General features: G+C 40.3%; 3 protein-coding genes. 1 reads left to right on the top strand and 2 read right to left on the bottom strand.

Translation table 11 applies throughout. The features are described 5' to 3' along the window. Positions 1-8: 8 nt before the first annotated feature. Positions 9-2,282: a peptidase U32 family protein gene (locus C9J42_RS03360; RefSeq protein WP_107245947.1), complete on the bottom strand. Its 2,274-nt coding sequence runs from the start codon at positions 2,280-2,282 to the stop codon at positions 9-11. A 260-nt stretch (positions 2,283-2,542) separates the two neighbouring features. Between C9J42_RS03360 and C9J42_RS03355 the strand changes: the two genes are divergently transcribed. Continuing rightward, positions 2,543-2,737, top strand: a complete 195-nt coding sequence (locus C9J42_RS03355; protein ID WP_107206230.1) for a hypothetical protein — start codon at positions 2,543-2,545, stop codon at positions 2,735-2,737. An 86-nt stretch (positions 2,738-2,823) separates the two neighbouring features. Here C9J42_RS03355 and C9J42_RS03350 read toward each other — a convergent pair whose 3' ends face one another. Next, the gene (locus C9J42_RS03350; RefSeq protein WP_146144295.1) at positions 2,824-15,939 is read right to left on the bottom strand and encodes a retention module-containing protein; all 13,116 of its coding nucleotides are present in this window, start codon (positions 15,937-15,939) and stop codon (positions 2,824-2,826) included. Position 15,940 lies beyond the last annotated feature (1 nt).

Genomic DNA, 15,940 nt, shown 5'->3' with positions numbered 1-15,940 from the left:
TATCTGAATCACAGACCTTTTTTATATTGCTGAGAAATAGTGCCAATAATGGTTTGCTCTAATGTTGCTCTCGCATTGATATCACCATGAATATACGCATTAAACAAAGAGACTAACATTGCTTTATCAGCATTTACTTCCGTTTCCGTTTTAATATCACGGAGATCGATCATAAAGCGAGTAAACTTATCAGGAAAATCTGTAACCGCCTGTAAATTCATATAGTTTTGCTGGCTATATAGCGCATTATGCGCGCCTCTTTGTTTATCCAATACAAACGAGGCGTCTTTTAAACTCAAGATAGACGCTGACTTATCACACTTACGTAGACACTTATTATCAAAATGCTTTTTCTTACAACCTACGGTTTGATGGAATAAACACTGGCGGCTCATTAACATCATTAATGGATGATAAATACTGTAATGTAATTCAAAGTTTTCAGGGCATACCATTGGGTTAATTTGCTTACGATTGATCTCGTTAGAAACGAATGCCCCCTTCGCATTAAATTCATCAGCAATGCACTGTAGGCTAAATGAGTTAGTTAAGTTCAAGTAAGGCCCTGCAATCCAATCAATACCCTGCTGATAAGCCACATGCGCAATACCACTGTTATTCGTCACAATACAATTAGGTTTCACACGCTCAATAAACGCCACTGCCGCTTGGTAATTTTCACCAATTAAGATCGCAGGGAACCATGGCACAAGATGAGGATGTGCTTCAAATAATGCTACCGTTTTTTCCAATTCCATCGCTAAACCTTCAGGAATGGTATAATACAGCACGGCATTATTATCTTGATTTAATACCACATCACTTGGATCAGAAATCAATATCGCCAGCTCTGGCGTGATCCCTGTTGGTTTACGGTGATTGATACTATTACGTGGTTTTGGCGTATCAATCGGCGCTACTAACGCTTTTTCACCATTTAACTGATAACCAATTTGTTCTTTTAATTGTGCTAATTCCGTAAAAGGAACTGACGTATTTTCGGCTAATCCTGAAATATCAACATGGGTGATCTGATACTCACCTTCATTAGCCAAACTTTGAAAACGTTTTTCTAATAACTCATGAGTTAATACGTGTTTTTGTGCACCAATAAGTGCTGACTCTGATTGTAACTCTATCGTTTGATCAGGCGTTGTCACTATTACCGTTAAACATTGACCTTCTTTACCGCTAAAAATCATGGTCATGGGTAGCGAGCTAACATCCATGGCTTTCGTGACATCTTCAACGGTATTAATAATCGCTGTTTTGTCATCGTACAATTTCTGTTTTACGCCATTTACTGCATCAATTGTGGTTGCTTGATAGACCTGAGTAAAATGACTCACAGAGTTATCACGAGGGTTATCAATAAACATGCTCTTATTGATATCACCTTGGAGATACGAGTTAGAAAAATCGCGGTTAAAGACCGTAAACAGTGACGTTGTATCAGTTAGTAACGGCTTTTGCTCACAGTAACGATCGATCTGCTGACGCCATTGATCGACCACGGTATACACGTAGTGTGATTTCTTAATTCGCCCTTCCACTTTCAGCGAATATACCCCAGCATCAGCCAGCTCAACCATATTAGAAAAAGCTGAGTTATCTTTCATATTTAATGGAAAATCTTTACCCGCAGCAGTGGTTTGGTATTGATCACGGCATGGTTGACTACAACGACCACGGTTACCCGAGTTACCATTTTTCACCGAACTGATGTAACACAAACCAGAGAAACCGATACAGTAAGAACCATGAACAAACACCTCCATAAGGACATCATGTTGATGTCCAAATTGAGCCAGATGCTTAATTTCACGAATGTTCAATTCACGAGATAAGTTAACACGGCTTGCTTGAAGCTGTTTTAAAAACAGAATTTGACCGTCGTTATGGGTATTGATTTGAGTTGAAGCATGGACATCTAAAGTTGGAAAATATTCTTTAATGATGTGGAACAAGCCTAAATCTTGCAAAATCACACCATCAACTTTGGTGTTCACCAACTTATTCAATAAGCGAATAACCGCAGGAATTTCACTATCTAATACGACGATATTTAAGGTAAGAAAAATCTTACAATTGTTCTGATGTGCTAAACGAATAATGCCACTTAATACATCAAAGGTAAGGTTAGTGGCTCGATTTCGAGCGTTGAAGCTATCTAAACCACAGTAAATTGCATCAGCGCCAGCAGCAATGGCAGCTTTAATAGATTCGATATCGCCACCGGGTGCCAATAACTCAAAATTCTTAGTTTTCGCAACATTGCTCATCAACAATTGTACCTTGTATAACCGCATTAAATGTGAGGACGGCTATTTTACGCGCAAGCTTTCAATAAAGTCCAATAGTGAGAGTTAAATCACATAATAGATTGAGAGGATATTGAAATCACAACTAATCGAAATGTACAGATAAGCAATTTCTGATTACAGTTATTCCAACCCCAGACCAATATCGCTATTATGAATAAAATTTGGCAACTTAGCCCTTCTGCTATCGCTCTATCGAGCTATAACTAGGATAAAAAATAATGACAAATGCAAACCCAGTAGAACTAACAGATGCGCAAAAAGAAGCGATTGAAGCAATGGTAACTGATCGTATTAATGCCATGAATAACGATAAAGTCTTGTGTGATGCGATTGATGCAAAAGTACATGAAATGGAAGAACACCTAAAAGAATATTTTCATAAGCGTTTTCATTTTCACAGCAATAAAGCATAAAACGTCTATTTGTTATTGAATTTCAAAAAGGATCACTCGTTATAGTGGTCTTTTTCTTTTTTGAGATAAGAAAATAGGCTTAGCTTTTAGGTTGTGGTAAACCCTGATTGGTTAAACAATTCCGTCACCAATTGAGTACTTGATGCTGAGCTCGCTAAACCAAGATCGGCAGCTTGAATATTATCTAAGGTGATGGTTTGCGTATTGCTGTTAGATGCGGTGATCATCAATTCTAGTTTGCCACTTGAAGCATCAGCACTAATACCTGCTAATAAATCGTCGAGTTTTAACCCATCACCAGCACTATCATCCAGTACATCCGTTAAGTCTATTTTATCTTCACCTAATGCAAAGTCGGTGATGACATCGATACTGCCATCAATATTATCCAGCTCCCAGATGAACAAATCATCCCCTGCATTACCAGTTAAAATATCATTACCGCCACCAGCATAAAATATATCATCATCATCACTGCCGATAAGCGTTCGGTCTTGATCATCATCAACAATCAATTCACCGCTACCACTAGGTGAAATGCTGGCATCAATCTCAGTTGTTGTATCTTCACCAACATTGATATTAAGTGTAATAGAGGTTGCTGATAAAACACTATTACTGTCGATGGTCGATTCTGCTTCAACAATTAAACTGGTGCTGCCCGTTGATAACCCAGTGAGATACAAATCATCTAATTGGCTAACTGGCACACGATAGGTGCCAGCTGCCATTAGATCGCCAACGATTGTGCCATTACTATCAACAAGATCGCCATCATTTAAGCCACTCACCACAATTGAAAGTTCATTAGGTGCGGGGTTAACCACCGACGCCATAATGCCAATTAATGGCAGCATGGTTCCAAGTACGGTATGAATAGAGGCTGTTTGCGGCCTATCAAGCTCAATAATCGGTACATCCGGTTTGGGCGCAACAGTAATACTGGTTTGGGTACTGTCTGTTTTAGCCCCTCCCGAGCCTGAATTACCGTTATCGTTGGTTAACATACTTAACGTATCATCGCCGTAAAAGTTAGGATCGCTTTGATAATGGATTCCAGCTGCTAATGCTGCATTAAGGTCATCTAATTTACCCGTTAACATAACATCCGATGTATTGTTGTTATCAACCGTGACCCCTGTGGTACTCAATACATTCAATGCACCATGAACAACTGATAAGTTAACTGTCATATTGCCATTATCTTCCGTTGCATCGACATCTTTTACACTGATCCCCGAAATAATAACGCCTATATCCTCTTCGGCACTAATACCAGCAGGCAACGTATTTACTGGCGCATCATTGACGGCAGCTACATCAAATGACAGGGTTTGAATCACAGCAAGACTATTGGTCGCAAGCACACCATTATCAGATGAGCGCATGTCAAAGTTCATGGTGAAATTACCGTTCGCATCACCGGGGTGAAACACCAAAGTATCTAACGTTGTACCACCTGAAATAATAATCCATGAGCCATCAGGTTGCTTTTCTGCACTGCCGCCGACTGGTGCATCAAAAAGACTGGAATCAGGCACATCAGTGACGACTACATGCAATTTTTCTGGGGCATTTTCTGTTGCATTTGAATGTGACGGTACAATACTATCCGTATTATCTCTTACTGCTAAATCGAGTGTCAGTGTAATAGGCTGATCTTCTTGTCCTGTATAAGAGGTTGTTACATCAGAATCAATTTTGTCGCCTACAGGTAGAATATCAACATTTATGGTTGCGGTATTTTGTGCAATATCATCCAATAAATCCTCTTTGGTAAAGACCAACACTCCCAATGCTAATGTACCACTGTAATTTTCAGCAGGTACAATATTAACCCCAGTAAGACTGCCTGTTTGCATACCGACAGGTAACGTAACACTCCACTCGCCATTCCCTAAATTACCTACAGGCCCTGTTAAGACAAAGCCATCAGGTACGTTGGTGATCTTGGCTGAAATAATTTGCTCTGAGCCATCAGTATCTCCGACATCAAAACTGATGCTACCAAGGCTGATACCACCCGCCTGATCTTCATTACCTTTAATGGTGGTATCAACACCTGTAAATTTGACCGGGTCATCGACTGGGATCACATCAAAATCGACTGTTGCAGTAAACGTACCTGTCGCTTGCGCGGTTGCTGGTGTCGTTAAGGTATAGGTCACATCATCTTCAACGGTAGCAACCGCTGATATTGATACATTACCGCTAAAATCTTTTACCGGTTGAAATGGAATATTATCCAATTCCGTTTTATTAACGGTGATCGTTTGTACTGCCGTTCCATCTGCTTGAATGAAGGAACCTTGGCTAGCATCGACGGTTAACTCGACTTGTTTTAGGCTTTCAAGCCCTGATGTCAATGAGGTACTGATATCTTTTAACGACGCTGATATTCCTAAAATAACCGAGCCATCTTCATAGGCATGATTATTTTTAATGACTTCAGGCTTACCTGTATTGGTAATCGGTTGATCGTCATCACCGAGTTTCTCTGTGCGCAGTACTTCCAGTGATAACGTCGGATCGCCATGAGGTGGGACATCAACTACAGGCTCTATACGAACTGTAACGGGCTTAATCAGATTTTTAGTATTACCACTGGTGGTATCGGTGTTGACAATGTGAAGATCAAATTGAAAATCACCCGCGAAGTCGGTTGCAGGATTTAATGAGATACCACTTACATCAACTTTTCCTGCCCCATCGACAGGTACTATCATGACGTATTCACCATCGATGAAGTCAAAATTAGTCCCTAAGATGGTAACCCCGCTAGGCAGATCCGCCGCTTTAATTACAATCGTCACTGAGTCATGATTTTGTTCGCCATTAACAGAGCCAATAACGATATTATCTTCAATTTGGTCACCAAGATTAATGACATTATCTTCAGTGCCAGTTACCACGTCAGGATTGAAAACAATATCCCCTGCAAGCTCAGTGATCATGCTGGTATTCGGGGTAAAATCTAATGTGATGGGTGTGGTAAATGGCACAAGTGCACTGACATCACCTTCACCGTTATCACCTAAATCTTGTACTTCAGCGCTAATGGTAATATCGATAGTGGAGTTAAAGCCCGTTGGTGCGGTGATTTTCAAGTTATCGAGTTGCGATTCAGGTATTGTCCATGCCCCAGCTCCATCACTGATACCACCTATCACAACAAAATCACCAGGCTCTGCTACTGATTGAGGAAACTTCACCACAATACGCCGTATCACTTCATCACTATGATCAATAGCAACTGGGGTATTCTCTCCTGTAAAGGAGACACGTCCAAGCGATGCTGCATCTGTTGATAGATCAATCACGCCACCTGTGGTACTGGTTAACATGGTTAAGACCGCGTCACTTGAATCTCGAACAGCAAGAATACCATCAGGTTCAACCACGGCTTGAATATCAACAACGAGCTGTCCTGTGATTTCTTTAATCGCAGTATTTTCACCATCACTATCCGTCTGCGCTACCGTTAAATAAGATTGAAAGGTTAAATCACGATCAGAATTTTGAGGCGCGCGAAGTTGTAATGGTTTACCAGCAAGTAACTCATCACGTTGACTATCCGTTAATGTGATCTCTCCAGCGACCAATGTTAAAGGGATGCCATCAATCAATAAGGTGTAATCGGAAGGAATACCACCAAAACGTATCTGAGTAATCGTTTCGCTGCTATCAGTAAATCCTTGTGCTGCAGTTGGTCGCCATTGCACCGTATTATTTTGATCTTCTAATATATTGTTATCACTGACTAAGGTGTAATTATCTGCATCAATAACTGGCTGAATATTGATCAGAATTTTTCGATCAAAACTATGTACATCACCATCATTTTCAGTGACTAATATTTTAGCTTCTAGTTCAATATCTTGAGTACTGTTTAATGGTGGTATTATTTCAATATTTTTTAATGACGAAAGTTCAATCTCATAAACAGGCTTACCTTCAGTATCATAACCAGTAAACACTAAACTTTGATCATTACCTTCAGCGTCTTTTAATGTGACCCCTGCGGGAATACCCGATAACACTACACTTAACGTTTCAGAGTTATCATCTAATTGCTTTAAAGGCGTTTCACCACTAATAATACTGATTCCAGAAATGACTGAACTGTCTTCATCTATTAAGGTTTCAATACCTTGTGTCGGATCGTTGTTGATATAAGCCCACTCACCGACATCTAACACACCATTACCATTACTATCAATATCGATATCAAATATCGGTACGTCAGCCACGCCTTTTAAGCTTACTTCAAGCTGTTGCGTTGCCGTGACATATTCATCATTAGCATTAACCACGACATTACTGCTATTGGTAAAACTCGCGCTATCTTTCACAACACCTTGCACTGTAATTTCAAAATCAACATTGCTTTCAGGTGTTGGTTTTAGCTGAACATTAGCAATATCTGCATAGTTAACCTCATACACACCGGAGCCTGACGGGCTTTCAACTACAACAGCGCCATTGAGTAGTATTTGTGCCCCCACGGGTAAATTAGAAAAACGAACACATTCTATTTCTGAGCCGTCCTTATCTACAGTTTCTGTTAACGTCACGTGATCGCTTAGATTAATTAACACATCTTCATCAGAACTAATTCGGGTAACTTTTAATGTGGTTTCATCAGCAACAGGTTCAACATTAATAATGATCTCACGCTCAACAGAATCAGCGGTTTGCTTGCCCGTCACAAAAACCACGTCTTCTTTACTTTGCGCCACGGCCGTGAGTTTTATGTCACCACTGTAATTCGCTGTCGGTGTGACAGATAAACTCCCCACATCTGCCGCTGATACTTGATATTGATCACCACCAAGATCAACAAGATTATTTCCTTTCAACTCACCATTGATCTTGCCACCAGCATCTGGCTCTAGCGTAATAATATAAGATAATGTTTCAGAGCCATCGATATCATTAAGATCGGCTTTAAGCTGCAAATCAACACCTGTTGAATCTTCATCAATGGTGTAATGTACTTGCGTTTGAGTATCATCCCACGTTGGGATATCAGCAATCCCTTCCACAATAATTTCAAACGACGTGATCGCTTCAGGCAATGGAGCACCACTAGTCACACCAACTTGCGCTTTAACTTCAAACACTAAATTGCCATTTGCCGTAGAGAAATCAGCATCGGGAATAAAAGTGAGTCCCACTAACTCGTGTACTATATTATCTGTCGTGGTGAAATCGCCGACAGGCACAACGTAAGATAACCCATCTCCACTGGTCGCAAGTGCGGTACCGTTTAAATAAAATGAACCGTGTACCTCTGTCGGAATCGTGATCAATACTTGTTGTAAAAACTCACCGCGATCATCATCACCAATATCAATTTTAAGTGATACAGGCGCCCCACTTGGTGGAGCAATGATCGTTTCATCAGGATCTTCGACTCGTCCTACATCTTCATAAGTGACAATCGGATCGGGCTCGATAATGATCTTGGCTTCTTGATCATCAATTTGTAATGTAATCGTCCGTAATTCAGTATCATCATCACCATCTGTGACCCGATAGTTAAACGTATATTCCAGTACCTCTTCAGTTTGTGTTATTTCAGTGGCTGCCGAGAACGAAACCTCACCATTAGGCTTAATCGATAACTCGCCTAATAGCTGGCCAGGAGAAATGGTATCTCCTCCTTGATGAATTGGAATAACCGTAAAACCGTTACCCACTAATGGTTGCTCTACTGCAAGATCAACAACACTCACTACAGTCGCACCATCTGCACCTTCTAATGCTTGTGTCAGTAACGACTCTCCAACGACATTTGCTTGTCCTTCATCAGCTTGAATAATGATATTTCGACCATCGGCAATATCATCAACAATGGTTAGCTTAATGGTTGAAAATGTACTTTCATCACCATCATCATCAATCGCAATCACAGGTAAAAAAACATCTTTACTGTCTTTACCGGGATCGGGGTGATCAATTGCACCAAAGAGGTTTACGGTATATTCACCCGCCGCCGTAAATGCCACAGTAAAAATCGTACGAGAATCAGCAAATGCTGAGTACGTTCCGACAGAATGCTCAAATAAGGTAACCGCCTGTCCTTGGCTTGTTAAGGTTGAATTTAAAGTGGTAAATTGCGTGGTATCTAAACGGTACTGATGAACTAAATCACTGCCTTCATCAATCGTTAATGTGCCTGTTGCGCGGTCCCCATCTTCATCAGGTGTTGAGCCTTGATGATGAGGGCCACCGGCACGAATATCACTTTCTTCAACAGTGATATCTTGTGTATTAATAATTACCGGATCAAACCCATCACTGATATTAAGCGTAACGGCCACTGGGGTTTCTAAATAATCACCATCGGTATCTTGGATTTGGACTTCGAGATCAATACTAATGAGAGCACCTGAAACATTGATATAGCCACTACTATTTCCTCCACTATTGTGATCAAGTGGTAAGAATTGCTCATACGTTACCGTCACATCAGCATCTTTAGAATTCAAGACATTAACGGCTGATAAGGTTAGTGTGAAATAAGTCTGGCTGTTATACGAAGCCGTTAAAACATGGGTACTAGGATCAAAATTATAATCGAGTGTCTGTCCACCCAATGCTGTGATTTCTGCACGTAATTCTGTCAGTAAATCAGTAAGATAATTAGCACTAAAACCAACTTTATCGGGGTCTAAACGATCCACGCCTGCGGTTAATGTAAAGGTTGTCGAATCAGAAACTGGATAGCCAGTAAGCGAACCTGTCGGGGCACTAATATCACCTTCAATCACACTTAAATCAGTTATGCCGCTAAAATTACCTGTAGGATCGAGTCCATCAATAATAGTGATATTAATTTCACCATCGGTTGGACTTACATCTAAATCTTGATCGGTTGCAGTGACAGCTAAGGTAATCTCTAATTTATTGGTGGTTTCAGACTGATCTAACGGCTGTGATTGTACGACGTTGTAATCACCACTTTGTAGTAATTCAATAGTTAATACTTCAAGCGTAGGATCATCTTGCCTTACCACAGTAACCGTATTACCAACTACGCTATATTCCGTTGCGTAACCATTACTCGTTAAACTAGTTAAATTTGGCTGAACCGCTGTTAAATCAATGTGGATGATCTCATCACTACCAATGTTGGTTGCTATTTTTCCGCTATCGCTATCAATTTCAGTAAATTCAGTTCCAGCATCAATACCAAAACTGGGTAAATCACCGTCTGCAATATTCACGGTAAATATTGCAGGATTTAATAATGGATCATCATCAGCATCATGCATCTGGAGCGGAATTCCCATCGCTAAATTAGCTTGGGTCATCGTAACTATCCCTGCTGTCAGTACTCCGTTAAGGTGATCAATGGGTAATGATTCAACTAATTGCGATTGTAATTCAACATTTCGGCCATTTTGACTCGGTGTAATAGTCAGCTCAAAAACGGTGTCTTGGGCAAGATTATCTTTACTAAGCGTAATTGAAATGATCTTGCTGGTGGGATCTTGGATAATAGTAGCAAGTGTATTATCACCTTGTGATGTGACTTGCTCTAACGCCGTTTTGATTGCCGTGATATTGTCACTACTCAGTAATACACTATCGGCCAGTAATATATCGTTAGTTGCAGGAATGATTGTGGTATTGCTTGTAGTAACAGGGTTTCCCGATGTTGATGGCCCAATAGTCGGTGGGACTAAGTCACCTTCAACCACGTTAAATTCAGCATTAATTCCATTAGGATCGAGCCCATCTTTGATGATTAATTGCAGATTCGCAACATTACTTTTATCACCATCAAAATCCATCAATTGAACATCAAGATTCACCACATTTTGATTCGGCAATAGCGGCTGATCAATCGGCAAATATTGCTGAATCGTATATTGCCCATCAGGATCTATAGCGATACTTAACACTTGGGTTGATGTTCCTGCTAACTGAACATCAAATTGATTCGGTATGGACGGATCAAATACCACTTCTAATGCTGTGCCATTACTGGTTATCCCTGTAAACGCCTGACTTGGTTCGATAAACTGAACCTGTTTTATTTCATCACTATGACTGCCATAGACTAAACTTCCCGTTACCTCTTGAGGCGCTGTAATAGCACCATCAAACCCTTCAGTCCATGTTATGGATTTCTCATTAATAATAGGGATAACACCATCTTCAAAAACCAGCTTTACCTCAACAGGATCCACTAATTGATCAAAGTCAGTATCATGCATAATGATCGGAATGGTAATGTCAATTTTTCCGTCATCTAATGAAATATATTCTCCACTGACAAAATGAGAAGGATCATGATCTAAAGGTTGAAATTGAGTTAAGGTCATTTCTACTTTGACATCATCATCTTGTTGAATCGGTGTGAGCACTAACTCAAATACCTCAGCGCTATTTGATGCTTCTTTTACTTCTAAAGTCATTAAACCACTCAGTGCATTAGTGATATCAAATCTAACGCCTTTTCCACCTGTCGTAAGCTTGAGCAGCTCTGCCCCTAATTTAAAAAACACGGCATCAGTTAAATTTAAACTACTAGCAACCAAAGCATCATTAACAGCAGTAACAACAAAATTACTTGATGATGAAACAGGATAACCTTGCCCACCCACAGGTGGGTTTAAATCTCCCTCGATAATATCGAGTTCTGCAATGACACCTTGACCAGTAGGGTTCTCACCATCATTAATATCGACAATCAGCTGGCCAATATTACTGTCGTCACCATCTTTATCGACGACAAAAACGTCAAGAGCGAGATTATTAACGTTGGTTGTAAAGTTCTGATCTAAAGGTCTATTTTGCTCGACGGTATAACTTCCATTTATATCCAAGGTTATGGTTAATACATTTTGCTCAGGTGTACTGCCAATAGCCGGAACATAAAGCTGTAAAACATTTCCGTTAAAGCGATAGTCTGTTGCTTCGGCATTACTGGTTAAGCCAGCCAAGCTAGGTTGTTCAATAGCAAAATAAGCATTAGCAATATCATCACTGCCGACATCAACAGGAATGTGCCCCTGCTCTATTTGGGTTGTCATGATCTCGGTATAATCAGTGCCGGTATCTGTGCCTAACACAGGATCAACACCGTCTTTAACGATAATAAGCAACTCACCTTGCGCTTTATCACCATCATAATCTTGCGCGGTAACGGCTAACGTTAAGCGATCTTCGTTTGATACGATGGGTTGATTTAAAGGTAAATGCTGAGTGACGGTATATTTACCATCAAGCTCAATAACAACATTCAGTACCACTGAATCATCGCTAGATAAACGTATATTTAGCTCATTACCGAGCACTTCCACGTAGGTAGGTGCGCTATTACTTAACCAACCGATTAATCCTGTTTGCGTACTATCAAAAGTGAGTGTTTTAATCTCATCACTACCGAGTTCTAAGCCTATTTCACCTTCTGCCACTGTTGCTACCGCGCCTTTTTTAGGATCGGTTATCGTTGTTCCAGTATCGATTTCAAATAGCGGATCGGCACCATCTTCAACGCTGATAGTGACGATGGCGGGTTGAGAAAACGGATCGTCATCCCCGTCATTCATCATCAATGGGATGTCGATAGCAAGCTTATCATTATTGAGTAAGACGTATGTTCCACTACTATCAATTTGATGATCAAGCGGCAGTAATTGCTGCCATGCTATTTTCACATCAACATCACGCCCCATTTGTGCTGGCGTCAGGGTGATGATAAAAACATCTTGCTTAGTAACTGAATCTATTGCGGTGATGGTTTGCGCCGCAGTGATAGGATCTGCGATGTGGCTGATTTCTAGTGCTTGGTCAGATGACGTTAAACTCGATAACTCCGTGATTAATGCCGTTAATACATCGGGTAATATCACCAATGACGTCGCAACTAAACTGTCATTTGCCGCAATGATTGATAAGGTTTTTTCACTTTCAACCGGGTATAACGAAGTTGACGGTTCACGGATAGGTAAAGCGAGATCTCCTTCAACCGTTTCAAGAGTAATATTCGTACCAGTCGGATTTTGACCATCGGTAATCACTAAAGTTAACGTTGCATCATTGCTGCTGTCGTTATCAAAATCCACCACATGAAATGGCAGACTAATCGTATTGGTATTAGGTGTGACAGGTTGATCAATCGGTAAATATTGCGTGATGTTATAGTACCCGTCAGTGGCTATAGACAGCGATAAAACTGGGGTTGTCGTGCCAGTTAAAAACACCATTATTTGATTGGATTTGCCATCATCAAATTTCGCATCAAGCGCGATACTATCACTGGTTAAGCCAGCAAAAGCTGTTGTAATATCACCAATGACAACCTGTTTGATCACATCACTATTTACATCAAACTCTAATTGCCCCGAAATAGATTGTGGCTCTGCCACGGTACCTGAGAAAGCTTCCGTCCATGTTTTGATTTGGCTTTCGATAACGGGGGCTTTACCGTCTTCTAATATCACTAACGCATTCACAGGTTCGACTAAAGGATCAAAATCGCTATCATGCATTTCTAGTGGTAAGCGAATATTTATCCCGTTACTTGTAAGAGAGACATACTCTCCCCCTGAATACACCGTTGGATCATGATCTAACGGCTTTAACTGCTCGACATCCATAGTGACAGTAACGTTATGGCTGTCTTGAGTTGGTGAAAAAGTAACAATTAACACATCCGCATTAATACTGTCTTTCCCTATAAGCGTAACAAGGCCAACGCTACTGGTTGTAAGAGTAAAACGTAGGGCTAATCCAGTCGCCGTGAGCTGCTCTAACTCACTGATTAATTGTGTTTGTACACGTGATGATATATTCAAACTTGACGCAACCAAATCATCATTCACCGCAGGGATAGTAAACGAGCTTGAAGCATCAACAGGGTAGGCATCAGCGATATTTTTAGGAGACAGATCCCCTTCAGTTAAACTTACTTGTGCTGTAATGCCCGCGCCTGTTGGGTTTTCACCATCAGTGATATTAATAATGAGTTGTCCTACGTTACTGTTATCACCATCAGCATCCGTGACCATAACAGCAAGAGCGAGATTATTTACATTAGTCGTAAAATTCTGATCTAGTGGTTGGCTTTGTTCTATTGTGTAACGACCATCAATTTCAAATACCACAGTTAATACGGGTTGTTTTGGTGATGATCCTTGCGCAGGAACAAACAACTCCAACTTGTTACCAACAGTACTATAATTCGTTGCTTGTCCATTGCTGGTTAGACCGTTTAGTGTGGTTTGTTCGAGGTTGAAAGTTGCACTAGCAATATCATCACTACCCACATCGACCGTAATTTGTCCGGTAAAGGTTTGTGGTGACATGGTTTCAATAAAACTAGTAGCAATATCCTTACCTAAAATGGGATCTGGGCCATCAACAATGGTAATATTTAATTCACCGACATTACTTTTATCGCCATCGGTATCAATCGCAATAACGCCTAAAGTCAGTTTATCTATATTCGTTTTAACAGGTTGGTTTAGTGCCTGATACTGGGTAACGCTATACTCGCCAGACGTATTAATCTCAATCGTTAATACTTCAGTCTGTGGTGCATCTGCCAACTGCAAGATGATTTTATTACCTTCAATGCGATAGACAGTCGGTTTACTATTACTCAATAACCCATCAAGGGTAGGCTGTTGAGGTTCAAAAAACATCGCCTTGATTTGATCACTTCCCACGTTGATAGGAATGCTGCCTAAAACGGTTTGGGGCGTAGCAATATCTTTGTCTTGTTCAATGATCGTAGTACCGCTATCAATGCCTAAAACAGGATCAACACCATCATTAATCTTAATGACTAATTCACCCTCATTACTGATATCACCATCTCGATCCGTCGTCGTTAATAATAAGGATAATTGTGTTTGATCTAGCGCGTTATCTTGATTGAGTGCTTGATATTGAGTCACACGATATTGACCATTAGTACTGACTTCTATTGCTAAAACCGGTGACTGATCATCAACTCTGATTACTGTGATTTTATTCCCTAGTACTGCAAAGCTTGTTGCTACGTCATTACTTAATAGTCCAATCAATGACGGTTGCTGCTCGGCGAATGTCATTACACCAATTTCATCACTTCCGATAAAAACAGGAATATCACCAGTAACACTTTGTGGCGTAGTAATATCACTATCTTGTTCTGTAAATTCAGTGCCGTTATCAATGCCTAAACCAGGAATTTTTCCATCTTCTATCACGGCTAAAAAATTAATTGGGGTTTGGGTTAGATTACCGTTGGTATCTGCAATTTGAACAGGAAGCGATAGGCGGATTTGTTCTCCGTTAATCACAATCGGTGCACGGTTAGATTCCCCTGCAAAATGATCTAAAGGAAGAAACTGTGTCACTGTCATTATCACATTAGCATCTCGACCATTGAATAATTCAGCACTTAATCCAATGGTTAAAACAATGCTTTCATCGCTACGGCTAATGCCTTTATCACTTCGACCAATGATTTGATTCGTTTCAATATCGTAACTAAAAATAATGGGGCGATCGTTAGATGATAATTCACGATTCATCGTGGCGAGTAAACTATCAATTTGTAAACTATCGAAGGCTACCGTGTTGCTATCAAGTGGCAGTGTGGCAGCTTCAACTGAAACGCTACCACTAGCAGAAACGGGATAAGTAATAGGAACCAGATCGCCTTCAACAAAGTAAACATCATTATAAAATTCACCACCGTCTGGCGATAAAATAGGAAGCGAGATATCGTCTTGTCGTCTAATTTCTGGATTATATGCAGTGTTAAAACCCGCGGTTGCAAGTAATTGGTCATTGTCATAAAGAATAACTAAGCCATCAGTAATTGATGAACTAATATCCTTAATACCAGCCGTTGTAATACCAGCCGCTGTTGCTTTTTGAATTTTAGTCGGATCTTCACCTGATAATATTGCTGCTTGTAAAGCTGCAATACTGGGCTCTAAATCCAATTCAGGTAAGGGCAAATGAACCAATTTATTATTAGAAAGGCATGCCTTACAATGTTGATTAAGCCATATATTCGTACCATCGACATGCACTAACACTTCACTACGATCAGTAAAAAGTAACGTTGTTCCTATCGCAAGATCATCACCTACCTTAACAGGAAAATATTCCCCTACCGGCATAAGAACAAACACCTGCCCTTTTACTTGTTCAACGACAATGGCTTGATCCACATAAATCTTAAACACA

This window comes from Photobacterium sp. GB-56, assembly GCF_003026105.1.
Lineage (GTDB): Bacteria > Pseudomonadota > Gammaproteobacteria > Enterobacterales > Vibrionaceae > Photobacterium.
This window is presented reverse-complemented; position numbering and strand designations above follow the sequence as displayed.